The organism is Gemella haemolysans, from assembly GCF_012273215.1.
Taxonomy (GTDB): domain Bacteria; phylum Bacillota; class Bacilli; order Staphylococcales; family Gemellaceae; genus Gemella; species Gemella haemolysans_A.
Window position 1 is genome coordinate 18,378 of sequence record NZ_CP050965.1, and the last position, 22,827, is coordinate 41,204.

Annotated in this window: 50 protein-coding genes; 49 read left to right on the forward strand and 1 reads right to left on the reverse strand. The window is 30.8% G+C overall.

Going from position 1 to position 22,827, the window contains the following annotated elements; genetic code table 11:
* The first annotated feature begins 121 nt into the window (after positions 1-121).
* On the forward strand, positions 122-331 hold the full coding sequence (locus FOC48_RS00110) for a DUF739 family protein (RefSeq protein WP_003148043.1): 210 nt from the start codon (positions 122-124) through the stop codon (positions 329-331).
* Positions 332-413: 82 nt separating this feature from the next.
* Here the strand turns inward: FOC48_RS00110 and FOC48_RS00115 are convergent, their stop codons facing one another.
* Positions 414-767 carry a hypothetical protein gene (locus tag FOC48_RS00115; RefSeq protein ID WP_003148042.1) on the reverse strand — a complete coding sequence of 118 codons (354 nt, stop codon included), beginning with the start codon at positions 765-767 and terminating at the stop codon, positions 414-416.
* 95 nt (positions 768-862) lie between these two features.
* Between FOC48_RS00115 and FOC48_RS00120 the strand changes: the two genes are divergently transcribed.
* From FOC48_RS00120 to FOC48_RS00355, 48 genes are all read left to right on the forward strand, one after another.
* Positions 863-1,021, forward strand: coding sequence for a hypothetical protein (locus tag FOC48_RS00120; protein ID WP_003148041.1), 159 nt, complete (start codon positions 863-865; stop codon positions 1,019-1,021).
* Positions 1,005-1,175 (forward strand): hypothetical protein, encoded by a 171-nt coding sequence (locus FOC48_RS00125; RefSeq protein ID WP_003148040.1) that lies wholly within the window; start codon positions 1,005-1,007, stop codon positions 1,173-1,175. Before FOC48_RS00120 ends, FOC48_RS00125 begins: the two co-directional genes overlap by 17 nt.
* The gene (locus FOC48_RS00130) at positions 1,172-1,375 is read left to right on the forward strand and encodes a helix-turn-helix domain-containing protein (RefSeq protein ID WP_003148039.1); all 204 of its coding nucleotides are present in this window, start codon (positions 1,172-1,174) and stop codon (positions 1,373-1,375) included. Before FOC48_RS00125 ends, FOC48_RS00130 begins: the two co-directional genes overlap by 4 nt.
* 1 nt (position 1,376) lies before the next feature.
* Complete coding sequence (locus tag FOC48_RS00135; protein ID WP_003148038.1) at positions 1,377-1,655, forward strand: hypothetical protein; 279 nt, start codon at positions 1,377-1,379, stop codon at positions 1,653-1,655.
* A gap of 3 nt (positions 1,656-1,658) precedes the next feature.
* Positions 1,659-1,865, forward strand: coding sequence for a hypothetical protein (locus FOC48_RS00140; protein ID WP_003148037.1), 207 nt, complete (start codon positions 1,659-1,661; stop codon positions 1,863-1,865).
* A complete protein-coding gene (locus FOC48_RS00145) occupies positions 1,852-2,094 on the forward strand; it encodes a helix-turn-helix domain-containing protein (RefSeq protein ID WP_035467246.1) in 243 nt (80 codons plus the stop codon). The genes FOC48_RS00140 and FOC48_RS00145 overlap by 14 nt, the downstream gene beginning before the upstream one ends.
* 3 nt (positions 2,095-2,097) lie before the next feature.
* Positions 2,098-2,634 (forward strand): MazG-like family protein, encoded by a 537-nt coding sequence (locus tag FOC48_RS00150; protein ID WP_003148035.1) that lies wholly within the window; start codon positions 2,098-2,100, stop codon positions 2,632-2,634.
* A 2-nt stretch (positions 2,635-2,636) separates the two neighbouring features.
* Positions 2,637-2,972, forward strand: coding sequence for a helix-turn-helix domain-containing protein (locus tag FOC48_RS00155; RefSeq protein ID WP_003148034.1), 336 nt, complete (start codon positions 2,637-2,639; stop codon positions 2,970-2,972).
* Positions 2,973-2,975: 3 nt separating this feature from the next.
* Complete coding sequence (locus FOC48_RS00160; protein ID WP_003148033.1) at positions 2,976-3,212, forward strand: hypothetical protein; 237 nt, start codon at positions 2,976-2,978, stop codon at positions 3,210-3,212.
* A 97-nt stretch (positions 3,213-3,309) separates the two neighbouring features.
* A complete protein-coding gene (locus FOC48_RS00165; protein WP_003148032.1) occupies positions 3,310-3,528 on the forward strand; it encodes a hypothetical protein in 219 nt (72 codons plus the stop codon).
* Positions 3,515-3,937: a hypothetical protein gene (locus tag FOC48_RS00170; RefSeq protein ID WP_003148031.1), complete on the forward strand. Its 423-nt coding sequence runs from the start codon at positions 3,515-3,517 to the stop codon at positions 3,935-3,937. The genes FOC48_RS00165 and FOC48_RS00170 overlap by 14 nt, the downstream gene beginning before the upstream one ends.
* Positions 3,919-4,563, forward strand: coding sequence for an ERF family protein (locus FOC48_RS00175; RefSeq protein ID WP_155801266.1), 645 nt, complete (start codon positions 3,919-3,921; stop codon positions 4,561-4,563). Before FOC48_RS00170 ends, FOC48_RS00175 begins: the two co-directional genes overlap by 19 nt.
* Complete coding sequence (locus FOC48_RS00180) at positions 4,553-5,176, forward strand: single-stranded DNA-binding protein (RefSeq protein ID WP_003148029.1); 624 nt, start codon at positions 4,553-4,555, stop codon at positions 5,174-5,176. The genes FOC48_RS00175 and FOC48_RS00180 overlap by 11 nt, the downstream gene beginning before the upstream one ends.
* Before the next feature lie 6 nt (positions 5,177-5,182).
* Positions 5,183-6,157, forward strand: coding sequence for a hypothetical protein (locus FOC48_RS00185; protein WP_003148028.1), 975 nt, complete (start codon positions 5,183-5,185; stop codon positions 6,155-6,157).
* Between the two features lie 14 nt (positions 6,158-6,171).
* Entirely contained in the window at positions 6,172-6,624 is a 453-nt protein-coding gene (locus tag FOC48_RS00190; protein WP_003148027.1) for a RusA family crossover junction endodeoxyribonuclease, read from the forward strand.
* Positions 6,605-6,811, forward strand: coding sequence for a hypothetical protein (locus tag FOC48_RS00195; RefSeq protein WP_003148026.1), 207 nt, complete (start codon positions 6,605-6,607; stop codon positions 6,809-6,811). The genes FOC48_RS00190 and FOC48_RS00195 overlap by 20 nt, the downstream gene beginning before the upstream one ends.
* Before the next feature lie 2 nt (positions 6,812-6,813).
* On the forward strand, positions 6,814-6,996 hold the full coding sequence (locus tag FOC48_RS00200; RefSeq protein WP_003148025.1) for a helix-turn-helix transcriptional regulator: 183 nt from the start codon (positions 6,814-6,816) through the stop codon (positions 6,994-6,996).
* A gap of 3 nt (positions 6,997-6,999) precedes the next feature.
* Positions 7,000-7,227, forward strand: coding sequence for a hypothetical protein (locus FOC48_RS00205; RefSeq protein WP_003148024.1), 228 nt, complete (start codon positions 7,000-7,002; stop codon positions 7,225-7,227).
* Positions 7,228-7,230: 3 nt separating this feature from the next.
* A complete protein-coding gene (locus FOC48_RS00210) occupies positions 7,231-7,419 on the forward strand; it encodes a hypothetical protein (protein ID WP_003148023.1) in 189 nt (62 codons plus the stop codon).
* Positions 7,420-7,486: 67 nt separating this feature from the next.
* On the forward strand, positions 7,487-7,660 hold the full coding sequence (locus FOC48_RS00215; RefSeq protein WP_254263183.1) for a hypothetical protein: 174 nt from the start codon (positions 7,487-7,489) through the stop codon (positions 7,658-7,660).
* Between the two features lie 161 nt (positions 7,661-7,821).
* Entirely contained in the window at positions 7,822-8,280 is a 459-nt protein-coding gene (locus FOC48_RS00220; protein WP_003148021.1) for a TRM11 family methyltransferase, read from the forward strand.
* Between the two features lie 16 nt (positions 8,281-8,296).
* Complete coding sequence (locus FOC48_RS00225) at positions 8,297-8,794, forward strand: hypothetical protein (RefSeq protein ID WP_003148020.1); 498 nt, start codon at positions 8,297-8,299, stop codon at positions 8,792-8,794.
* Positions 8,794-9,033, forward strand: coding sequence for a hypothetical protein (locus tag FOC48_RS00230; RefSeq protein ID WP_003148019.1), 240 nt, complete (start codon positions 8,794-8,796; stop codon positions 9,031-9,033). The genes FOC48_RS00225 and FOC48_RS00230 overlap by 1 nt, the downstream gene beginning before the upstream one ends.
* Positions 9,026-9,310 (forward strand): hypothetical protein, encoded by a 285-nt coding sequence (locus tag FOC48_RS00235; protein WP_003148018.1) that lies wholly within the window; start codon positions 9,026-9,028, stop codon positions 9,308-9,310. Before FOC48_RS00230 ends, FOC48_RS00235 begins: the two co-directional genes overlap by 8 nt.
* A gap of 12 nt (positions 9,311-9,322) precedes the next feature.
* Positions 9,323-9,553, forward strand: a complete 231-nt coding sequence (locus tag FOC48_RS00240; protein WP_003148017.1) for a hypothetical protein — start codon at positions 9,323-9,325, stop codon at positions 9,551-9,553.
* Between the two features lie 264 nt (positions 9,554-9,817).
* On the forward strand, positions 9,818-10,024 hold the full coding sequence (locus FOC48_RS00245; RefSeq protein ID WP_003148015.1) for a hypothetical protein: 207 nt from the start codon (positions 9,818-9,820) through the stop codon (positions 10,022-10,024).
* Positions 10,021-11,304: a DNA (cytosine-5-)-methyltransferase gene (dcm, locus tag FOC48_RS00250; protein ID WP_003148014.1), complete on the forward strand. Its 1,284-nt coding sequence runs from the start codon at positions 10,021-10,023 to the stop codon at positions 11,302-11,304. Before FOC48_RS00245 ends, dcm begins: the two co-directional genes overlap by 4 nt.
* A gap of 11 nt (positions 11,305-11,315) precedes the next feature.
* Positions 11,316-11,507, forward strand: a complete 192-nt coding sequence (locus FOC48_RS00255; protein ID WP_003148013.1) for a hypothetical protein — start codon at positions 11,316-11,318, stop codon at positions 11,505-11,507.
* A 12-nt stretch (positions 11,508-11,519) separates the two neighbouring features.
* Positions 11,520-11,948 (forward strand): YopX family protein, encoded by a 429-nt coding sequence (locus tag FOC48_RS00260; RefSeq protein ID WP_003148012.1) that lies wholly within the window; start codon positions 11,520-11,522, stop codon positions 11,946-11,948.
* 2 nt (positions 11,949-11,950) lie between these two features.
* Positions 11,951-12,445: a hypothetical protein gene (locus FOC48_RS00265; RefSeq protein WP_003148011.1), complete on the forward strand. Its 495-nt coding sequence runs from the start codon at positions 11,951-11,953 to the stop codon at positions 12,443-12,445.
* A gap of 104 nt (positions 12,446-12,549) precedes the next feature.
* Complete coding sequence (locus tag FOC48_RS00270; protein ID WP_003148010.1) at positions 12,550-12,717, forward strand: hypothetical protein; 168 nt, start codon at positions 12,550-12,552, stop codon at positions 12,715-12,717.
* Positions 12,683-13,339 carry a hypothetical protein gene (locus FOC48_RS00275; protein ID WP_003148009.1) on the forward strand — a complete coding sequence of 219 codons (657 nt, stop codon included), beginning with the start codon at positions 12,683-12,685 and terminating at the stop codon, positions 13,337-13,339. The genes FOC48_RS00270 and FOC48_RS00275 overlap by 35 nt, the downstream gene beginning before the upstream one ends.
* A gap of 20 nt (positions 13,340-13,359) precedes the next feature.
* On the forward strand, positions 13,360-13,545 hold the full coding sequence (locus FOC48_RS00280; protein WP_003148008.1) for a hypothetical protein: 186 nt from the start codon (positions 13,360-13,362) through the stop codon (positions 13,543-13,545).
* Positions 13,546-13,650: 105 nt separating this feature from the next.
* Positions 13,651-14,103: a DUF1492 domain-containing protein gene (locus FOC48_RS00285; RefSeq protein ID WP_003148007.1), complete on the forward strand. Its 453-nt coding sequence runs from the start codon at positions 13,651-13,653 to the stop codon at positions 14,101-14,103.
* 178 nt (positions 14,104-14,281) lie between these two features.
* A complete protein-coding gene (locus tag FOC48_RS00290) occupies positions 14,282-14,731 on the forward strand; it encodes a terminase small subunit (protein ID WP_003148006.1) in 450 nt (149 codons plus the stop codon).
* Positions 14,718-15,941, forward strand: coding sequence for a PBSX family phage terminase large subunit (locus FOC48_RS00295; RefSeq protein ID WP_003148005.1), 1,224 nt, complete (start codon positions 14,718-14,720; stop codon positions 15,939-15,941). Before FOC48_RS00290 ends, FOC48_RS00295 begins: the two co-directional genes overlap by 14 nt.
* A 12-nt stretch (positions 15,942-15,953) precedes the next feature.
* Positions 15,954-17,351, forward strand: a complete 1,398-nt coding sequence (locus FOC48_RS00300; protein ID WP_003148004.1) for a phage portal protein — start codon at positions 15,954-15,956, stop codon at positions 17,349-17,351.
* The gene (locus FOC48_RS00305) at positions 17,332-18,369 is read left to right on the forward strand and encodes a minor capsid protein (RefSeq protein WP_003148003.1); all 1,038 of its coding nucleotides are present in this window, start codon (positions 17,332-17,334) and stop codon (positions 18,367-18,369) included. Before FOC48_RS00300 ends, FOC48_RS00305 begins: the two co-directional genes overlap by 20 nt.
* 129 nt (positions 18,370-18,498) lie before the next feature.
* The gene (locus FOC48_RS00310; protein ID WP_003148002.1) at positions 18,499-19,071 is read left to right on the forward strand and encodes a DUF4355 domain-containing protein; all 573 of its coding nucleotides are present in this window, start codon (positions 18,499-18,501) and stop codon (positions 19,069-19,071) included.
* 5 nt (positions 19,072-19,076) lie between these two features.
* Positions 19,077-19,916, forward strand: coding sequence for a N4-gp56 family major capsid protein (locus FOC48_RS00315; protein ID WP_003148001.1), 840 nt, complete (start codon positions 19,077-19,079; stop codon positions 19,914-19,916).
* 13 nt (positions 19,917-19,929) lie between these two features.
* On the forward strand, positions 19,930-20,124 hold the full coding sequence (locus FOC48_RS00320; RefSeq protein ID WP_003148000.1) for a hypothetical protein: 195 nt from the start codon (positions 19,930-19,932) through the stop codon (positions 20,122-20,124).
* Between the two features lie 10 nt (positions 20,125-20,134).
* A complete protein-coding gene (locus FOC48_RS00325) occupies positions 20,135-20,464 on the forward strand; it encodes a phage head-tail connector protein (RefSeq protein ID WP_003147999.1) in 330 nt (109 codons plus the stop codon).
* Positions 20,421-20,738, forward strand: a complete 318-nt coding sequence (locus FOC48_RS00330) for a hypothetical protein (RefSeq protein ID WP_003147997.1) — start codon at positions 20,421-20,423, stop codon at positions 20,736-20,738. Before FOC48_RS00325 ends, FOC48_RS00330 begins: the two co-directional genes overlap by 44 nt.
* Positions 20,735-21,253 (forward strand): HK97-gp10 family putative phage morphogenesis protein, encoded by a 519-nt coding sequence (locus tag FOC48_RS00335; protein WP_003147996.1) that lies wholly within the window; start codon positions 20,735-20,737, stop codon positions 21,251-21,253. Before FOC48_RS00330 ends, FOC48_RS00335 begins: the two co-directional genes overlap by 4 nt.
* Positions 21,250-21,621: a hypothetical protein gene (locus FOC48_RS00340; RefSeq protein ID WP_003147994.1), complete on the forward strand. Its 372-nt coding sequence runs from the start codon at positions 21,250-21,252 to the stop codon at positions 21,619-21,621. Before FOC48_RS00335 ends, FOC48_RS00340 begins: the two co-directional genes overlap by 4 nt.
* A 1-nt stretch (position 21,622) precedes the next feature.
* Complete coding sequence (locus FOC48_RS00345; protein WP_003147992.1) at positions 21,623-22,039, forward strand: phage tail tube protein; 417 nt, start codon at positions 21,623-21,625, stop codon at positions 22,037-22,039.
* Between the two features lie 26 nt (positions 22,040-22,065).
* Entirely contained in the window at positions 22,066-22,428 is a 363-nt protein-coding gene (locus FOC48_RS00350; RefSeq protein ID WP_003147990.1) for a DUF6096 family protein, read from the forward strand.
* Between the two features lie 8 nt (positions 22,429-22,436).
* Positions 22,437-22,811 carry a hypothetical protein gene (locus FOC48_RS00355; RefSeq protein ID WP_003147989.1) on the forward strand — a complete coding sequence of 125 codons (375 nt, stop codon included), beginning with the start codon at positions 22,437-22,439 and terminating at the stop codon, positions 22,809-22,811.
* Positions 22,812-22,827: the final 16 nt, after the last annotated feature.

Sequence of the window (22,827 nt, forward strand, 5' to 3'; positions counted from 1 at the left end):
CAAAAGTTCAAGATAAAAGTTCAAAAAATTTGAATTTTTGTGTTGACAACTAGAAAATGTTAGTATATAATAAAATTAAGTTCAAGAGCTTGAACTATAAAAACCATAGAAAGGAGATAAAATGAAATTTAATTATGATAAATTACTGGGAAGAATAGTTGAGGTCTATGGAAATCAAAGTAACTTTGCTAAAGATATGAAACTCTCTGAACGTAGTATTTCTTTTAAATTAAACAATGTAAGACGTTGGAAAGATACTGAAATTAAATTAGCTATGCAACTTTTAAAAATCCCAGAAAGCAAAGTTCATTTATATTTTTTTAATGAATAAGTTCAAATATTTGAACAAAACAAAAAGCTCCCTTATTTCTAAGAGAGCAATGTAAAGATTTATATTTTATTTTGTTTTATTTTTATTGCAATTTATTTGGGTTCATTTTAGAAAATGCTACATAGCATAAAATGGTTTGAATTATTACAAATGGTATGTAAATAGGCATTAATACTATAGCTATTGTGTATAGTATCGCTGCTGTAAGGATAAACCCTCGTTTGTTTAGGAAGTAACCTAATGCATTCATCAATAGTGCAATTCCTGTACAAACTAAGTGAGGCATTATTAGTGCAATTCCGATTGCTGTTCCTACTTGAGTTGCTGAGTCGCCAGTAGATACTTTACTACCAGTGCTTGAAATATAATAAATTAAATATACGACATATAAGGCCGACAAAATTAGTGATGTAAGTGATAATTTACTTTTCTTCATTAATAATCTCCTTTTTGTTAAATCTTTACAAACTTATTATACCACAAGTTGGTTAATACTGAAATTTTTACTAGAGAGTAGAAAGGAGGAAATCAATGGTTAAAAAAGAAGAAATTATAAATAATAAAAAAACATTAAAATCTGAAACAGTAGTTACAGATGGGAAAAATTATTCAAGCATAAAAAATACCCCCAACTCTATTGAATTGAGGGTAGAGAAAATTAGGAGGAGTGAAAATGAAATTCACAATTAATAACAACAAATTCTATTTAAACGATGTTAAATTGGATAAGTTAATTAGTTATTCCATTGTTGCTGATATCAATAGAACAAAACTCACTATTGAATTAATCGTAGATGATGTTGAGATAGATTCAATAGCGAGTAAAAAGGTCAAAGAATTATGAAAGCATTTTATTTAGAAGTAAAAGAACAACTAGAACATAAAGGAATGACAATTTACAGGTTGTCGAAAGAAACTGGAATTTTTGAACAAACATTATATTCAATGTTTAATGGCAACACATCTAGTCCTCAGTTAGATAACGCTGTTAAGATAGCTAAGGTATTAGACATAGATTTAAATAAATTAAAAGTAGGTGATTAAGATGAAAGAAGAGGACTTTTATAATGCTTATAAGGATAAATTAGAAAATCCAGATGATTGGGTTGAAAGACCTGATTTAAAAATATTTTTAAAGATGGAAGGTTCACATAAAAAATTTAATGATTGGTTAATAGAGATTGAAAGTTTGGAAGATAATTATTTATATATTCAAGGTACTCTTGCAACCAACGAAACTTATAACAAAGTTAGAATTTACAATTATATTAATGCCAAAAGGTCAGTAAACAAACGTGAAAAACGACTTAAGAAAGGAGCTTAAGAAATGAATAATTTAAAAAGAAGAAAATTAAACACATTGTATCTTGTGTTAACAACGATTGCTATTTGCACGGCAATAATGACAAGCATTGAATTTACAAGAATATTAGGAATGTTGTTGTGTGTTTTAATGATTTTATTTGTTCAATTTGACGACCGTAGCGAATATGCATTTCCAGACCCTGATGGTGAAGAAGATGGCGAGATTTAATGTTAGTGAAGTGAACAAAAGAACTAAACTTGATTATTTCAAGAAATTAATGATTACAGAAATGTTTAACAAATCAATTTCAGTTAGTGAACTAGCTAAACTTAGCGGTGTACCATCAAGCAAAATACAAGGCTTTAAATATACTCAAACAAGTATTTTAAAATTTGATGAAATTGTTAAGGTAGCAACAGCACTAAATATAGATTTAAACGTATTGAAAGGAGTATAACGAATGAAAGAATTTCATTATGATTATGTAACTAGAATTATTGACTGGGCAAAAGATAGAGAGATTAAGGAGAAAGGTAGATTAACAAAGCAACTATTAAAATCTGATGAAGAAAATTCAGAATTGCAGAACGCTATAGAAAGTTATGAAAATGGTAATAAGGACGCTTTAATTCAAATTAAAGATAGCATAGGTGATATATATGTAACTCTTGTAGTATCAACTTATTTAGTAAGTGAACGACCTTATTTAACTTTTAGAAAGATTAAAACAAGCAAACATTCATCAGTTAGCATTGGTTGGCTGTACTTCATTAGAGAGTTAAAAACTCAAGACAGATTACTGTTTGATGTATTTACAAATACTGAAGCTACTTTCATTGATATTGAAGTTAGATTATCAAGTTATATTAACTTCTTAGAAATGGTAGCACAGGCTTACGGATTAGAATTAGTTGAATGTATTAAATATGCTTACGATACTATTTCTAAGCGAAAAGGAAAAATGATAGACGGTACATTTATTAAAGAAGGAGAATAGCTATGTTAGATAAGGAAATGAAAATCGATAAAAAAGAAGTAGGTAGACGGATAAGAGATTTTAGAATAAGTAAAGCATACACTTTAGCTGAGTTTGGAAAGTTGTTTAAGGCTACTAAAAGCAATGTTTCAGATTGGGAAAACGGTAGAGTACTACCGAATAAAGAAAGACAAAAGAAACTAGCTAAATTACTTCAAATAACCGTTAATGAATTGCTTTACGGAAATACTGAGAAAGATGTTGAAGAACTCTATCAAAGACTTATTAAGCTTCCTAGAGATGAGTTTATTAATTTAATGATGAGAGCATCTATTGAATTTGAAAGCGAAGGAGAATAAAGAATGTTAGTAAATATTAATGAGGATATCTTAAAGTTATTAGAATTAAATGACTTAAAAGACACTGAAAGTAACAAGGAATTAATAGAGAATGTTGTAAATGCTTATATGGTAGGTGGTATTTTTACAGCTATTCAACAAGAGGCTAGTGAAGTGAAGGAAAAAGCAGTTAAAGATTTAATGGATTATTACGCTAAAAGAATGCTTTTACATTCTATTAAAAAATTGTTAGAAGAATAAAAAAGCTCGTTGCGATAAAACAACGAGCGATAAACAAAATAAAAATCTACTGTTATTATAACGTAGATTAAAAGGAAAATCAAGGAGAATTTAGAAAGTGAATGAAAATCAAAAAAAGGTGCTATTTGAATTAATAGAGAACTATGGATATGAAGGCTTTATAGATGATATGTTTCATTTTAGAGATGTATTCAGATATGAAAAGGAAGATAGCGAACTGGCTAAAGCTTACAAGAGTTTGACTGTTAGAGAAGAATTTGAAGTGATTAAAGTTTATATAGCATATTTGGAGGTAATGTATCGTGATATCAACTAATGAATTTTTAAAAGAATTAAAAGACAAAAAATATACAGTTGTTGAAACTGATGAAGAATACAAGATTATTAAGAAAGATGTAATATACGCTATTGTCGGTACAAAAGAACAATACAGCAGGACATTTAAGAATACACCAGTTGAATTAAAGAAACTGGTTAGGAAATATGAGGATACTAAAATTAAGGATAGAACAGGATTTTATAGAATACCTTTAAAGAACTTAAATTTAGGTGGAGAACAACTTTATATTTCATTTAATAGAGTTAGTGAACAGTTCGGAGCAAAAGGAAAGCTATTATTTGATAGTGAAGATAATTTAACTCAGATATTCACTAAAGCAGACTTAGAAAGTGATTATTTTAAAGAACAAATAGGTGAATACTTACAATGGACGGAGGAAGCTTAATAATGGGTGTAGAACAAAAGATATTGATCTTAAGAAAAAGAATTAAGGATTTGAATTTAAAGCCAACTGGGTATAACAAGCACGGACAATTTCACTACTATCAATTATCAGATTTCCTACCTCATACCATCGATATATGTTCAGAAATAGGTTTATATGAGGAATATACTGAAGATGAAGATTATAAAACTTTAGTAGTTAAGGACGTGGAGCAACCAACAGAAGCTAGAATTTTCAAAATGAAAAAAATGGAAGTCCCACCTATTTTACCTACACAACCTAATGAGAAAGTAGGGGTTGCAATGCAACGAGCAGGGAACACTGTTCAAACTGTTGGTTCAGTAGATACTTATTACATGAGGTATCTATATAGGAATTTACTAAAATTAACTGAACCTGACTTTACGGAAATAATGGCAGAACGTAACGCTTTAATTCAGGCAATTCAACAAAATTTACCACCCCAACATATTCAATCTATTTTAAGCAAAAGGAACAAATTTAGATTAGAAGATTTAACTAACGAAGAATTAAGAGATGTTTGGCAATGGATATTAAATCAACGTCAAGCACAACAACATCAACAACAAGAACAAGTAGAAGGAGAACAAACGAATGATAAATAACGTAGTATTAACTGGTAGAATAACTAGAAATTTGGAGTTAAAACAAACTAACAATAATAATTCATCTTTAAATATTACCCTTGCAGTTGAAAGAAATTTTAAAGATCAAAGCGGACAAAAACAGACTGATTTTATTAGTTGTAAAGCCTTTGGCAAACGTGCTGAAACAATAGCCCAGTATTGCCAAAAAGGTGATTTAATTGGAATTACTGGAAGTATTCAAACCGGGAGTTATCAAAAGCAAGATGGAAGTACGGTTTATACAACTGATGTAATGGTTGATGGATTATCATTTTTCCCTAAACCAAAACAGGATAATCAAGCTAATCAATTTAACCAACATTTGAATAATTTTAATCAACAAAATAATTTAGCCCAAAATAACGCTTATAACGGCTTTAATAATCAAAATGGGGATAACGCACTAAACTATATCAATCAACCTCATAACGTGCAAAATAACGGCTATATAAGACAAAATAACCAACAACAAATGGAAATGAGTGGAACTGGTGGAATTAACAACACTAACAACTTATTTAATGATTTTGGCAAAGATATTAATTTAGATAATGTATTCGAAAATGTAATTAACCCGTTTAAGCAAGAATAGTGATCTATGGAGCAAAAAGTAATTAAAGTTATTCCACTAAATTTAAGTTTACTTGAAGTGTTAGGACAAGGGAAAGTCTATGAAGCTCTTGTCCTACAGCAAGTAGATTACTGGTGTACTATCAATAAGAACAAGAATGAGTATTATATTGAAGGTTCATATTGGATGTTTTCATCAGTTAAAAAAATGTTAGAAAGGGACTTCCCGTTATGTTTCAGTTACGACACTTTAAAGCGAACGCTAATTAATTTAGAGGAAGGCAACTTTTTAATAACAAAAAAACATAAAAACGGTAAATTATATCGAGTGAATTACAATAAAATATCTTTTGATAAAAAACTTAAATTAGATAAAAATATTACTAAAAATGAAAATAAAAATCAAAAATCTAGGTTAGTGCAAAATGCACCAACTGAAAAAGTAAAGTTAGGGCAAAATGCATCAACCCAAAAATTAGAGGTTAGGGCAAATTGCATTAACGGTGAGGGCAAAATGCACCAACCAGTTAGGGCAGAATGCACCAACCAGTTAGGGCAAAATGCACCAACCATAAAAGAGATTAATAAAGAGAATAATATATATATTAATTATAATAACTTTATCAAAAATAAAGAACTTAATAATAACAAGGGTTTAACTGATAAAGATAATTTATATAATCAAACCAACAACGATTTAATTTATTCTGGTGGGTTAAAAAAAGATGTTGAGTTAGCAATAAGTCAAGTTTATCTAAAGTTAACAGGAGACTATAAAATAAACGGTGTTAGCGTTGATGTAATGAGAGTACAGGACGTGTTAAAAGATGTAACTGAAACACAAATTAATTACTGTGTACAGCAAATCTTAAAATCTAAACAAATTACTAATTTTGAAAATTATGTAATTGCTAGTTTGTATAATTCAGTGACGAGAGATAAACAAAATAAAATTAATAATCAAAATTCTACGCTAGGTAAATTTAACTGGTGGGATGAATAAATGGAGGTGATTAAGTGTTAAAATTTTTTACACCGATAGCAGTTGTGCCAAGGACTACAGCACAACAAAAGAAATTTTCAACAAAAACTAAAAGATTTTACGAAACAGGAAAGGTTAAAAATTCAAAGGCAACCTTACAACGTGCATTAAGTGGCTTCCAGCCAAAAGAAAAATATACAACAGCTATTAGATTAAAAGTAATATGGATTTTTGAACCAACACAAAAATCTAAAGACGGTGAGAGAAAAGCAACTAGCCCCGATTTAGACAACTTACAGAAATTATTGCAAGATGTAATGTGTAAAATGGGCTTTTACAAAGATGATGGATTAATTACGGATCTAGAAGTCAGTAAGAGGTGGCATAAGAACAGTGGACTGTATATTGAGATTGAAGAAGTAGAGAAGATAGACAATGAATTTAATGAATTAATGGAGGATTTAAAAAATGGAAGAGAAACTATTTAATTTGGTGAGAATTATGAAAAAAGAAACAAGCGGATATAACGGAGTTAAGAAAATTAACTTTGAATACAAGGAAAGAATTTATACATTGACTGAAGAGGGACTATATCCACTAGTAGAACACGCTGGTATTGATATTGATTTAACCAACTCACTAACAGATGTAACGGTTAAAAGTATGGAGTTTTAATCATGACAAAGCTTGATGATATTATGTGGAAATTGAATATGACTAATAAGAAATTAGCTAAATTAAGTGGGGTTAGTACTAATACTATCAATTTAATACGTACTGGGAACGGTAAAGGCAGTAGGAAGAGTATTAGAAAGATAGCTAGTGCATTAAATGTAAATGCAAATGAAATAGGAGATTAAGAGATGTTAGAGAAATTAGCTATAGTAGGATTAATAGGTATAGTTGTTGCTTATTTTGTATTTATATTTATTGAAGCAACTAATTATCAAGAACGTAAAGAAAAAGAAAAACAAGAAGCCATAGAATTAAGGATAAAAAATGCTAGGTTAGAAGAACAACTAAAAGCACTAGACGACAAACAAGCTGAACAAACGAAAAAAACAGCTGAATTGAACGGAATTGGAGGATAAGGAATGGACGAGAAAATAAAAGAATTAGCAAAAAGAATTTTTAACTTAGAGAAGGATAATATTGTACATTATGAACTATTAAAGGAATTTCATTATGAATTATTTAAAATTAAAATGAATTTAACTATTTTGAATTGGTTGGTAATATCTTACATACTTTATCAAGTTATACATTATATCTGGGGGAAATAATATGGTAGGTAAAAAAATGTTAAAAAAAACGTGGGATAACATAGAAATTATACTAATCACACTTTCAATGCTGTTAGCAATGTTTACAGCGGGGTTGATACTGGGGGTATATGTTTCAAGTAACACGATCGAGGAACTTTCTAACGACAATATAGTCAAGGAAAGAACTATCCAGCAACAAAAGGAACGTATTAGAGAACTACAGAAATTTAAGCAACTTAAGGAGATTTACAATGCTTAGATATATTTTTGAATGGTTTGGAATCATACTGTTGTTTGGTTTCATAATGATAGTGTGTAATACTAAGCTTACTGAAGAGGATATATATGTAATAACATTTGTGTGGGCGATATGTAGAATTTGCCTTACATTTGAGAATAGGAGATAAGGAGAAGTTAACAATGAAAATATTAGATACCTGTTGTGGAAGTAGGATGTTTTGGTATAACAAAAATAATAAGGATGTAACTTTTGTTGATAACAGAAAGTTTTACGAAAAATTATCGAGTGGCCATGTTGTTAATGTTAATCCAGATGTATTAGCTGATTTTACAAATTTGCCTTTTAAAGATAATGAGTTTGATTTAATCGTATTTGACCCACCACATTTAATATATGCAGGTGAAAATAGTTGGCTAGCTAAAAAATACGGAAAGTTAGATAAAAAGAAGTGGCCAGAAATAATACTTAAAGGTTTTAATGAATGTAATAGAGTTTTAAGCGATAAAGGAACTTTAATATTCAAATGGAATGATAGTCAAATTCATGTTAATGAAATTTTAAAAATAATTAACAGAACGCCATTGTTTGGAGATAAAAGAGGTAAAACAAGGTGGTTAGTTTTTAATAAAATTAGATAAAGGAGATATACAGATAATGGATAACGTAAAAACAATAAAAACAATGGTTTGGGAATTAGGAGTATTTTCAATTTCTGGAATTACACTTTTTAGAAATTATGATAAACAAAGGAGAAAAAAGGAATTTGAATTATTAAAAGATTTAAGTAGAGGGTTCTATAGAACAAATGATATTTCTCAAGATAGTATAAGAATACCTGTATTTAACTTAGATAATGAAAAAGTGTTTACTATTCAAATAAAAAATACTGAAAATTATTATGAAGTATCATTATTATTCGCTTGTGAAGAAGATGAGATTGAATATTTTAAGAAATATCGTTCATATATAAAATACGAACAAACTTTAACAGAGGTTGAAGTTACTATATCTAGATTTTTATGGAATATGAGTAATTTTCTAGGGGATGAAGATCTGTATTTTAGAGATGTGACGATAGAAGAACACGAAAGATTAAGAGATGAATTAGTCCCTGCATACTGTGCTTTTGAGAGAGGAGATTTAGAGAAATAATGAATTTTAGAGAAATAAGAGTAGCTGATAAATTAATTGATGAATTAGAAAATTTGGATAGTTTTATAACGGATATTCAAAATCCTGCTAGAACTTTAACGGTATCTACCAACTTTAATGGAGTAACAATAATAAAGAAAGAACATAGAATTAAAGTTATACAAGTGCTATTAGGAATGAGAGGTGAATTGGCTAAAAAATTGGAAGAGTTAGGTGTTACGGAGTATAACAATGATTAAACAAGATAGATTTAAACATTTAACTGATAGGCAAAAGTCAGCTTGTTATTTCATCATGTCGACTTTAGGAGTTTATTTGAAAGACAATGAAACTCCCGAAGAATTTTTAAATAAATATTTAGTTAAGGCTAAAAAAAAAGCTGGTTGGAGTGATCCATATAAAAAAGCAAGAGGTTATTCAGTACCGTTACTTCCGTTAGAAGATATTAATAAATACGGTGTGAGTATTGAAGAGGATTTACAGTCAGAATTAATGGCTTATAGATATGAGTATTAGGAGGAAAATAATATGCCAAATTGGTGTGAAGGATATTTAAAAATTAGAGGTAAGAAAAAGGATTTAAAAAATTTCATAGAAAATGAAATTAGATTAGTTAAATTAAAAAGTATTCTTTCAGAAGTTGAATATATTGATATAAAAATGATAGATGACTCGAGAGAATGTAGTTTTAAATATAACAAATCATATAGTGAATTCTTACATTTGAAAAATTCTAGAAGATTTTTTGTAGAAAGTTAAGAAATATCATTTTTTAGTGCTTATGATGATGAAGTTTGTTATTTAACTTTAGAAGTTAAACAAGCGTGGGGTATTGATGTTCAAGAACTCTTAGTAGAGCATAGTAAAAATTATCATGTTGATTTTAATATATATGCTAGTGAGAGTGGTATGGAATTTGAACAATACATCACTGTTGTTGAAGGTGAGTTGATAAAAAATGAAGAAAGAGAATATACTGATTTTTATTTTGAAGCAATTAACCCAGAATTAGGAGGGTAAAATATGAAATACATTTTAAGCATTGTAATGAAAAACGGTGAAACAATTAAAGTGATAGCAACTAAAAAGGATATGGATAATTTACAAGACGCTATAGTTTATGCTGATAGCTATCCGAAAGTTGTGTATTGGATAAATGATATCGAAATAAACGCTAAAGATATAAAAGATTTTTATTATGCCAAGATAATAAAGGAGATAAAAGGATGAACTTTTTAGACTTATTTGCCGGTATTGGTGGTTTCCGATTAGGTATGGAACGAGCTGGGCATAAATGTGTAGGCTTTTGTGAAATAGATAAATTTGCAAGATCAAGCTATAAAGTAATGCACAATACAGAAAATGAAATAGAATATCACGATATAAAAGAGGTGACTAATGAAGAATTTAGAAAACTTAGAGCAAAGGTCGATGTTATTTGCGGAGGTTTCCCCTGCCAAGCCTTTTCAATTGCAGGAAAGCAACTGGGATTTGAAGACACTAGAGGAACTTTATTCTATGAAATTGCTAGAGCAACCAAAGAAATCAAACCACGCTATTTATTGCTTGAGAACGTCAGAAACTTATTATCACACGACAAAGGGCAAACATTCACTAGAATACTTAAAATCTTGGATGAACTGGGGTATGATGTTGAGTGGCAAGTGCTTAACAGCAAAAATTTCGGAGTCCCACAGAATAGGGAACGTGTGTTCATTGTTGGACATCTTAGAGGAGGATGTACCTACAAAGTTTTTCCTATCCAAGGAGAAAACAAAGAACCTGATTTTGAACCAAAAATAAATATTATTGGAAATACTAAAAACCCTAATGGAACTAGTATAGGGACGAGAACTGTTGTTCACGATAAAAACGGTATTGTTGGAGCGTTAATGGCTACTGATTATAAAGTACCAAAGCAAGTGGCTATTAACCACCCAAAATACAATGATATAAAGATTAAAGCTTATTTACCTTATTTTAAGTTTGAAACTACTCAGAGAGTTTATGATGTTGAAGGTATATCACCTACAATTTGTACAATGGCTGGTGGCAACTCTGAACCTAAAGTAGCAATACCGGTACTTACTCCTGATAGAGTGGAGAAAAGACAAAACGGTAGGAGATTTAAGACAAATGGAGAACCTATGTTTACTTTAACAACACAAGATAGACACGGGGTATTAATTAAAGAAGCGAATAAACAAGGTTATAGCGTTGCTTCAGTTGGTGATAGTGTTAATCTCTCACGACCTAATTCAAAGACTAGAAGAGGACGTGTTGGCAAGAATATAGCTAATACATTGCTTACAACAGATGAACAGGGGGTTGTGTTATCAGATTATAAAATAAGGAAATTAACCCCTAAGGAGTGTTGGAGATTGCAAGGTTTCTCAGATGAATTATTTGATAAAGCACAAGAGGTTAACAGCAATAGTCAACTTTATAAACAAGCTGGTAATAGCGTAACTGTAAATGTAGTTGAAGAGATAGCTAAAAGGCTGAAATAGGAGGTGTAAGCGTGGAATATGAAGTTATTTTCACAATGAAAAACGATGAAACGATATGTATTAAAACGGATCAAAAGACAGTCAATGATTTATATGAAGTGTTTAAAGATTTGAAACATATAAGGGGTAAAGTACCGTTAAAATTTGGCGGTAAGTTAATCGATTTAAAAGAAGTAGACTACTTTAGGTGGTATGTGATTTAGGAGGGAAAAGAAATGAATTTAGATTTATATAACCCGTTTATTGAGGTGGAAGGGTTGAAACAACCAAAAGTATATATTAAGAGTTTAGATATGGTATTACCTGTAAAGGTAATTAATTTTCATAAAGGAACAGTTGAAGTGTATTTAAATGATAATGCTGATTTTGTACCTTATGATTTTGATGAAGTTGAGTTTATTTATAATACTGGATATAAAGATGTGGGTGATACTTATATTTATACTGGAGACATATTAGAATATGTAAGAAATGAAGCGATATTTAACGGGAAAAAATTTTTATTGAAAAAAAGTGCTGAACAAGAATTTTACTATTTAGCTAGTAAAAAGTTTTGTGGAATTCAATTGTCAGATATGGATACAACAGAAGAGTTATCAGTAATTGGAAATATTTATGAAAATAAGTATTTATGGGAGGACTAACAATGACTAACGAAGAATTACAGCAAGAGGTTGAAAGATTAGAAGAACAATTAGCTGAATTAAGAATTAAGATATTAGAAAGTAAGACAGAGGAGAAGCCTTATAAAGTGGAATTACCTGATGATATAGGAGATTATTACACTCTAGATGTCTATGGAGCAATTTACTATTTAGAAGATTTTAGTATGAATTTTGTACGTTGTCGTTATGAACGCGGCTTAGTTTTCGAAACTAGAAAAGAAGCAGAGAAATATGATAAAGAACGTATGTTGCTATTTAAACTTCATAAGTGGGCGGAAGAACGTAATGGAGGTTGGACACCTGACTGGAAAGATGATGAAATAAAGTATTATATTACGGATGAGTACGATAGATTTATAATAGATTATACTGTTTGCTATAGAATGTTTACTAAACTACCTTATTTCAAATCAGAAGAAATAGCAGAACAATTCATTGAAGAGTTCGGAGATGAAATAAAAGAGGTGTTTTGCTAATGTTGATTGAAATAGGTGAAAATTTAAGAATGCTATTAGATAATTTACTGTTTGTTTTGGTTATTTTGATATTTGTTTTTTATAAACTAAAAAAGAGGTAAAACATGGAACTAAAATCAATGTTTATAATCGATGTACTACTTTATATTATTTGTATAATCTCAAGTACAGCATTGATAATTATACTGATGTATTTGTTCGTTATATTTATGAAATTAATAAAAGGAGGAAAATTAGATGGAAACAGTAGCAGAGATGATAAGAGTAGTTAAGGAACATTACAATTTAAATGACACGCTATTAGCGGTTGAATTAGGTGTTAAAAGCACGGGGAATATTACTCAGTGGAGAAAGGGAGAGACAAAGCCCAACAAAGATAGATATATTAAATTAAAAGCGTTGTATGAAAAGGTTATGAAGTTAAAAGAGGATCAAACGGAAGAAACTCAAGTTAATGTTAAAGAACGCTATGAATTGAAATACCCGGAAAATGGAACGTTGTTATTCTATAATGACATTACAACGGGTGCTATAAGAGAAATATTATATGACGCTGATGAAATGGATATAGTTAATGTTTATTCATTCGGTATGTTGTATAAGACTAGAGAAGAGGCTATACAAAAGCGATTGGAGTTTTTACTGCTTAAAAGGATAAATGATTGGGCGGAAGAACATAATGAAGGTTGGACACCAAATTGGGAAGATGAAAACGAAAGAAGGTATTTTGTTGAATATGATAATAGGTACGAATATTTAGGTTGTTATTCTTCTATTACAATTAATCCATTATCTAAACTACCTTATTTTAAATCAAAAGAAATAGCAGAACAATTTATTGAAGAGTTTGGAGAACAGATTAAAGAGGTACTTTTCAACAAAGAAGGAAATTAGATAAGTTTGAGGATGAAAAAATGGCTAATATTGAGAAGGATTACGCTTTGTATTATGGAGATGAATTGATATTTGTTGGGACAATGAAAGAGATGGCGGAATTTACCAACAAAAGAATAGAAACATTATATACTTATGGAAATAAGCGATATAAAGATAGAAATACATATTTATTGATTAAGATTGAGGAGGATGAGGAATGTTAAGCACGATAGCAGGTTGGTTATTTTGGAGTATATGTATAATTGTATTGTTGACAGTGTTAATGATAGTACTACATATATTAATTTCACTTGTAAAGGAGTTGTCTAATGAGAGATAAGAAAGAAAGAATAGCATATAAGAAGATTAGATATTTAGAACGTATTAGAGATTTAGAAGATAGCATTCAAGAATTACATGAGCAAATTAAAGATGAAGAAGCAAGAAAGACTAGAGTAAAAGCTATTGATTATTCGAAAGAACAAGTCAAGGGTGGTAATAAATCAAGTTGGGAAGCTATGATAGATAGGGTAGATAGATATATTCAGAAATTGTTAAATGCTATTATTGAATTAACTGAAATGAAAGAAGAAGTGTTAGACTTAATTATGAATGTTGAAAATACAAAATATAAACATTTGCTTATAATGAGATACATTAGATGGTATAGCTGGGATTATATCGAAAAGAAAATGGATATAAGTCAAAACACAAGATTGAAGTATCATACAGAAGCATTATCAGAGATATATATTCCTGATTTATATAAGGGGAGATATTAAAATATATTAAAATATTCTAATATATAGTAATATATATACATATATCTTATATTTATGGTATTATATTAATGTGATCATTTGAATCAGTTCTCTTTTTTGTTAATATAACATAATCACTAACTTACGGAAGTACCTTAACGGGTGCTTCTTTTATTTTGTCAAGAAAGGTGGTGGAAAATTGGCAAAATTAAGTTTAAAACAACAAAAATTCGCTGATGAGTACATCATTAGTGGAAATGCTGAAAAATCGGCTTTGAGTGCAGGTTATTCTGAGAGTTATGCAAGGAAACAATCTCATAAATTGTTGGCAAATGTAGGCATAAAATCTTATATTGATGAACGGATGAAAGAGATTGAATCTAAGAAGTCAGCAACACAACAAGAAGTAATTGAGTATTTAACATCGGTGATGCGGGGTGAACATAAAGAGGAGATACTTATCGGACAGGGTCAAGGTTTTCAAGAAATAACCTATATTGATGTAAGCGCCAAAGATAGATTAAAGGCTGCTAATTTACTTAATAAAATCCATCAGGCAAGAGAGAGTAAGCAAGACGAGACCAAGAAAGAAGATAAGCTTGATATCTATATAGCAAAAGTAGATGGTGAATTAGATGAGTTTATATGATCTATACACGCCAAAACAAATTGAAATATTAAAAAGGGTAAAAGAAAAAGATTTCTTTATCTTGGGACTTCACGGAGCTAAAAGAACGGGTAAGACAGTAATCAACAATGATATATTCTTACGAGAGTTAAGACGTGTTAGAATGATAGCTGATAAGTTAAACATTAAAGAGCCCATGTATATTTTAGCTGGAGTATCGAGTAAAACTATTCAAAATAACGTACTACAAGAACTCTATAACCGATATGAATTAGAAATTAAGTTTGATAAACACAATTCATTTACTTTGTTTGGTGTAAAGGTCGTACAGGCTTTTACAGGGACTATTGCTGGACTTGGTGGTATTCGTGGTATGACAGCCTTTGGGGCTTATATTAATGAGGCTTCATTGGCAAATGAAACGGTATTTAAAGAGATTATCTCACGTTGTTCAGGAGATGGAGCAAGGATAGTATTTGACACCAACCCAGACAACCCCGAACACTGGTTAAAGAAAGAATATATTGACAGTGAGAGTGAAAATATAATATCGTATCATTTTAGATTAGATGATAATACATTTTTATCAGAACGATATATTAAAAACATCAAAGAATCAACCCCTTCTGGTATGTTTTATGATAGAGATATAGAAGGGTTATGGGTAACTGGTGAAGGTATTGTATATAGTGACTTTGATAGAAATAAACATTACTTTGACGATTATTCAAATATAACGTTTAAAAAGAAATTCGCTGGAGTTGACTGGGGGTATAGTCACTACGGATCAATAGTTGTAATGGGTGAAAGTGTTGACGGTAAATTTTATTTGCTAGAAGAACACGCTTATCAATTTAAAGAAATAGATGATTGGGTTGAAATTGCTAAGGAAATAAAAGAAAGGCACGGAAACATTACTTTTTATTGTGATAGTGCCAGACCTGAACACGTAGATAGGTTTTATCGTGAAAGACTTAATTCAGTCAATGCGAATAAAGAAAGATTAGCAGGAATAGAACAAGTAGCAAGGTTATTCAAGAAGGATAGCCTTTTTATTAATTCTAATGTAAAGAGATTTAAAGAAGAGATTTATAACTATATATGGGATGAAAAGACAGGGGACACAATTAAGCAATTTGATGATGTGTTAGACTCGTTAAGATATGCTATATATAGCTATATGAACAGACAAACGGCTAAAGTATTAAATAAAGCCCGTTTAGGACTTTAGAAAGGAGTATAAATGCAATTATTAACTTATCCTAGAGTTGAGTTTGATGAAAAGAACATCAAGAAAGAGTTAGTACTTAAACTAATAAGAGAACATGAGAAACAGATACCACGATTTAAGAAACTTAAGAAATATTATTTAGGTGAGCATGATATTTTAAATAAACAACGTTCAAAAAATAAACCTAATTATAAACCTGTGTGTAATCATGCTAAAGATATAGCTGATACTTCAACAGGTTATTTCATGGGAAATACAATTTCTTATAGCAATTCTGAAGATACTGATATCGATGAATTATTAATTGCTTTTGATAATGCTGAGGTAGATGAATCTGATCACGATAATGCGTTAGATATGGCTATTTATGGTGTTGCTTATGAATATGTTTACGCTAGAGAAAATGAAAATATTTTAGATATAAAAAGCCTTGAAGTAGAGAATACATTTATAGTATATGATGATAGCATTGAACAACAACCGTTATTTGGGATTTATTATTTCAAACGAAAAGAAAATAAAGCAGACACTGAAACATATCAAGCTGTTATTATGACTAAACAATTTGTTTACTCTATAGTTTTAGAAGGTAAAGAAAAAGGGGTTATCTCTGATAAACCTATACCGCATAATATGGGTGATATTCCTATTATCGAATATAAAAATAATAAATATTCAATAGGTGACTTTGAACAACAGATAGGGTTGATTGATAGTTATAATTCATTAACAGCTAATAGAATTAATGATAAAGAACAATTTATTGATAGTATATTAGTTCTATATGGTGCAAGGCTTGGAGATGATGAAGAAGAGTCTATAAAGGCTATGGAGTCTTTAGCAGAAAATAAACTACTAGAATTACACCCTGAAGCACGAGCAGAATATTTAAGTAAAACACTGAATGAGAATGAAGTAGAAACGCTAAGAAACGCTGTTAAGCAAGATATATATACTTTTAGCCATATCCCTAACTTAACTGATGAGAATTTCGCTGGGAATAGTTCAGGCGTTGCAATGGAGTTTAAGCTTTTAGGTTTAGAAATGATAACTAAGATTAAACAAAGATATTATGTTAAAGGCTTGAAGAAACGAATTAAACTATTTGCTAATTATTTAGGGTTAACACAAATAGCTATTGACGCTAACAGCATAGTACCTCATTTTAGCCGTAGTTTACCTAAGAACTTGTTAGAAATATCTCAAATAGTTAGTAATTTAGATGGTAAAGTAAGTCAAGAAACTTTATTAAGTCAAATACCTTTCGTTGAAGATCCTATGAGTGAAATAGAGAAAGTAAACGAAGAGAAACAAGAGAATATAGCACAGAATCAATTATTATTAACAGGTGGAGAACATGTATACAATACGCCAGTAGGTGATGAAGTAGATGAACAAGAAGAACAATAAGTATTGGGAACATAGAAAAGCTGAAATGATGCACTCTCAGATTGCAAGGGCTGATGTTACTTTTGATGAGATATCAAAGGTATATAATCACTCTAGAAAGCATATTGAAAAGAGTATTAAGGGTATATTTAATAAATTTCAGGCTGAATACGGGCTTTCTAAAAAGGAAGCTGAACAAGTTATTAAAATAATGAGGACGAAGAATAAAAAGCTAATTCCAGCTTTATCCTTATTACCAAGCACCCCTAAAATTAAACAAACTATTGAAATGTTGAGTAGTGCGGCTTATGTTTCCCGTATTAATAGACTTCAAAAGCTATTAGATGAAATTGATAATGTACAGGGATATATTGCTAGAAATGAGTTAAGAAAGACAACAGACTTGTATAAGGAAGTTGCAAAGAACGGCTATTATGGTAGTATACATCAAATTCAAACACAAACTGGTATAGGGTTTAGTTTTAATGAATTAGATGAAGATTTAGTTGAAAAACTATTAGCTGTACCGTGGGAGAATAAAAACTATAGAGATAGAGTGTGGGATAATGCAACAGAGTTATCAAATACTTTAAAAAATGAAGTAACACAAGCTGTACTTACTGGAAAAAGTGAGAAACTAGTAATTGATGAGATATCTAATAGGTTTAATGTTGGAGAATTTAAGGCTAAGCGATTAGTAAGGACTGAAACAGCTTATATTAATAATGAAATGGAAGCTTTAAGTTATATTGAAGCTGATATAGATAAATATAGATTTGTGGCTGTATTGGACATTAGAACATCTCATATTTGTCGGGAACACGACCATAAAGTATATGAGGTGTCTAAAAGACAAGTCGGAGTTAACTTCCCACCATTACACCCCTTCTGTAGGTCAACAACAATACCAGTACTTGATACTGAAACCTTATCAGAACTATCTAGAAGGGCTAGAGACCCTAAAACAGGAAAGAATATAATTATACCGGGGAATATGAGTTATAACGAATGGTATAAAAAATATGTTGATAAAGAATAATAACGTTTAATTTTATTAAACCGTCCTAGATATGACGTTAAACTGTCTTTTTATTATACCCAAGCATTTAAGGTGTAAAACTGTATGGAATAATAGTCGGGGACGACTTTAAAAATAGGAGGTTCAAACATGGATCAAGAATTAAATAACGTCGAGACGGTTGAAGAAAAGGTAACAGCTGAACCAACTAAAACACAACCCAACGACAAGAAATATAGTGACGCTGAAGTCGACGAGATTGTAAATAAGAAGTATGCTAAATGGAAAAAAGAGCAAGAGGCCGAACAAAGTGAAGCTAAGAAACTTAAATCTATGAATGCAGACGAAAAAACAAAATATAATCAAGATAAACGACAAGCTGAACTTGATAAGCGTGAGCAAGAAATAGCAAGACGTGAATTAATGGCGGAAGCTAAGTCAATTTTAAACGAACGTGGTTTACCTGTTGATTTAGCTGGGGTTATTGATTTAACGGACGCTGACACGGTTAAAGCTTCAATTGAGGCGATTGGTAAGCAGTGGGAACAAGCAGTTCAAAAGGGTATCGCTGAGAAATTAAAAGGTACTCAACCACTAACAAAAGCACCTCAAAATTCAAATGGTATTACGAAAGAAGCATTAACAAAAATGAAATACCAGGAAAGACTAGATTTTAAAACAAAAAATCCAGATGAATATAATAGGATAATGAAAGGACAATAATTAATATGGCAAATGTAACAATGATGGCGGATTTATTTGATCCGCAAGTAGTAGCAGATATGTTAAATGAAACAGTAGGTAAATCAATCGTATTTTCTCCATTAGCTGAGGTAGATACAACTTTAGCGGGGCAACCCGGAACAAAATTAACAGTACCACAATGGAATTACATTGGGGATGCTGAAGACGTAGCAGAAGGAACAGCAATTCCACTTGCTAAATTAGGTAAAAAATCAACTGAAATGACAATTAAAAAAGCTGGTAAAGGGGTAGAACTTACTGATGAGTCAGTATTAGGAGGTTTAGGAGACCCGATTAATACAGCTGTAAGACAAATCGCTAAGTCTATTGACCAAAAAGTTGATAATGATGTATTAGCGGCGGCTAAAACAGCAACTCAAACATACACAACTAAGAGTGGTTTTAAAGTAGAAGACTTATCTAATGCTCAAGATATCTTCGAAAGTGAAAATGACGATGTTTACGTTTTAATTTGTCACCCTAAAGCAGCTTCTAAACTAAGATTAAACGCTGCTAAAGAATGGTTAACAGGTACTCAAGTTGGTGCTGACAGAGTGGTAAGCGGAACATACGGAGAAGTGTTAAGTACACAAGTTGTACGTTCTAGAAAATGCCAAGAGAACGAAGCATTTTTAATTCAAACTAGTTTAAATGAGGATGTTGACACTAAAGCGTTCAAAGTATTATTAAAACGTGAAGTGTTAACAGAATTCGATAGAAATATCGTTAATAAAACTACTGTAATTACAGCTGACCGCCATTATGGTGTTTACTTACAAAATGCTAAAAAAGTTGTTAAAATTACAGTAACGGCTGAAGCATAGGACGGGTTTTTATATGAAGTTTTTAGTTAAAAATCCAATTTTCGATACGAAAACAGAAAAGACTTATCTTACTGGAGAAGTTTTTGATGTTACAGCTAAAAGATTAGAAGAAATTAAAGAAACGTTAGAACAACAAGGCGGTTTTGATTTATATCTTGAAGAATTAACAAATGAAACTACTAGTGAAGCAGAAGTAACAGAAGAATAGGAGGTTTCCTATGCTTAATGAATTAGAACTATTAACTGGAGAAAGTGACGTAAAAGTCCTTTCTCTTCTTTTGCTAAGGGCTAATAATATAGTATTAGCAGAAACTAACAGGAGAGTTTTAACTCCTGAATTAGAACGTATAGCGTTAGAAATAGCGGTAGAAATGTTCAATAAACAAGGTTGTGAGGGCGAAGCGTCAAGAACTGAAGGCGGGATAGCTATTGTTTATCGTGATGGCTTACCCTCTCATATCAAAAATACTTTATCTTCTTACAGGTTAGCGAGGTGTTCGGGTCGTGCGTTTGAAAAAGAACAGACTGAAACCTTACAAGATATTTAAATACGTAGTTAAGACTAATGATGAAGGGGTACGTTTTAAAGGATACAAAGAGAATGCATATATTATTAATGCTGAAATATATCCAGCTTCAGGACGTATTCAAGCCCAAGTATATGGTGAAAAATTAAATTATATGTTGAATATGCTAATAGAACGTACTACTGAAATAAATGAGCGTGATGGAATTTGTATCAACAGTGAAACACCTAACTATGAAGTAGTATCCATTAAAAAATATACATTTCATAAATTAGTGGAGTTAAAAAAACTTTGACTGAAATACAGAATGTAAGCAGATTGATTAATAAGATACATAGAATAGGTGGAACAGCAGGAGAACAAATTATAAAAGCTGGAGTCAGTAGGGGAACTAAAATAGTTCAATCTGAAGCTAAATTATTAGTACCAACTAATTCTGGACGAACTAGAAACAGTATAAGAACAAAGGTTGATGGTTTGAAAGGTTCTGTATACACTAACGAACCATCAGCTGTATTTGTTGAGTTCGGTACAGGTAGTGTAGGAGCTAGTAATCATGGTGGTATAAGTCCAAATGTTAGACCATCTTACAGAAATACTCCTTGGTGGTTTCATGAGAGTATGGTTGAGGGCGGTTACTTATCAGCGTATAATTTTTTCACGATAGATACGCCTGTTGGTAAGTTTTATAAGACTGAGGGACAAGCGGCACAACCTTTTATGTACCCAGCCTTAAAGAATAATAGGGCTAAAGTTTTAGCTGAAATGGAAAAGTATTTAAGTAGGAAATTGAAGGAGATAACAAAATGATTAATGTTAAACCGTTAATATATAAAGAGTTATCTAAAATAGCGACAAATGTAACAGATACATACCCTGCTGATTGGGAGACATTCCCTGTTGTAATTTATTTAGAAGAGGAGAATAAACCTCATGAATGGCTAGATAATGGAGTAGAAGAGACTACTTATTTACGTTACAAAGTCGATATTTTTGATAAGGAAAGTACTTCTAACATAGCCGTAGAAGTAGATAAAGTATTTAGTTCGTTAGGGTTGAAAAGAACAATGGCACAAGATATGCCAGACCCAAGTAATTTAAGACACAAAGTAATGAGATTTGAAGGGATATATGATCCTGACACAAATATAGTATATCAATATAGAATGGAGGGCTAATATGTTAGCAAATGGAATTAAATTAGAATACAGTGAATCAACAAGCGGTTATACTCTATTAACAGGGCTTAAAGAAGTACCTGAACTTGGGGTTGAACCTGAGAAAGTAGAGAATACAACACTAGCTGATACTGTAAAACAATATGAGTTAGGAATTGGAGACGCTGGGGAACTAGAATACAAATTCAAGTATGAAAATAAAACAGCAACATCACCATTTAGAGTATTACGCAAAGCTATGGACGCTAAAAAAGTTCTTAACTTTAAACAAACATACCCAGATGGAACAACAGTAACATTTAGTGGTCAAGTTTCAGTAAAACTTGGCGGTGGTGGTGTAAATGGTGTTATTGAATTTACACTAAAAGTTGCTTTACAGTCAGATTTAGTATTCGCAGACGCTTCAGTAGCAATGTAATAAGATAAGAAAGGAAATTAGCATAGATGACAAAGAAACCATACACAACTTGGCAAGTAGGTAAAGAGGAATATAAACTAAAATTAACAACATCAGCAGTATGTAAGCTTGAGGAGAATTTAGGGGTAAATATTGTTAAAATCTTTAATTTTAATGATGACTTCCCGTTACCTCCATTAAAAACTATGTTGTATGTATTACATGGTGCTATTACAAAATATCAACATGGGTTAAAATTTGATGATGTAATGAATATTTTTGACGATTATTTAGATGAAGGACACGATCAAATGGATTTATTAATGGAAGTATTAATTCCGTTAATGCAAGACTCGGGTTTTATTCCGAAGGAAGAGAAGAAAGCGGAAAAAGTCAAAGTTCTAAAATAATAGAGACTATGACTGAATATATCGGGGAGTTATACCCTATTGCACTAGATGTAGGGATAACTCCTACTTTATTTTGGGAATATTCAATACAAGAAATAACAGATATTATCGATAGTAGAAATCGTGTATTAGAATTTAACAGAAAAAATGAATATATCCGTGATTATTATTTAGCTAAAAGTGTTGTTGAATGGTTAGCACCTATGTTAAGTAAAGACGCTAAACCACCCGAATTATGGAATTGTGCTCCTGACTATGTTTTCGAGAAAGAAAAAGAAGAAATCGAGAAAAAACGTGTTGAGTATGAATTAGAATTACATAAGGAACGAATGAGAGAATTTGCAATGAGGTTTAATTCTCAGCGGGCTAATAATATGCTATAGTGTCTAGCAGTCGGAT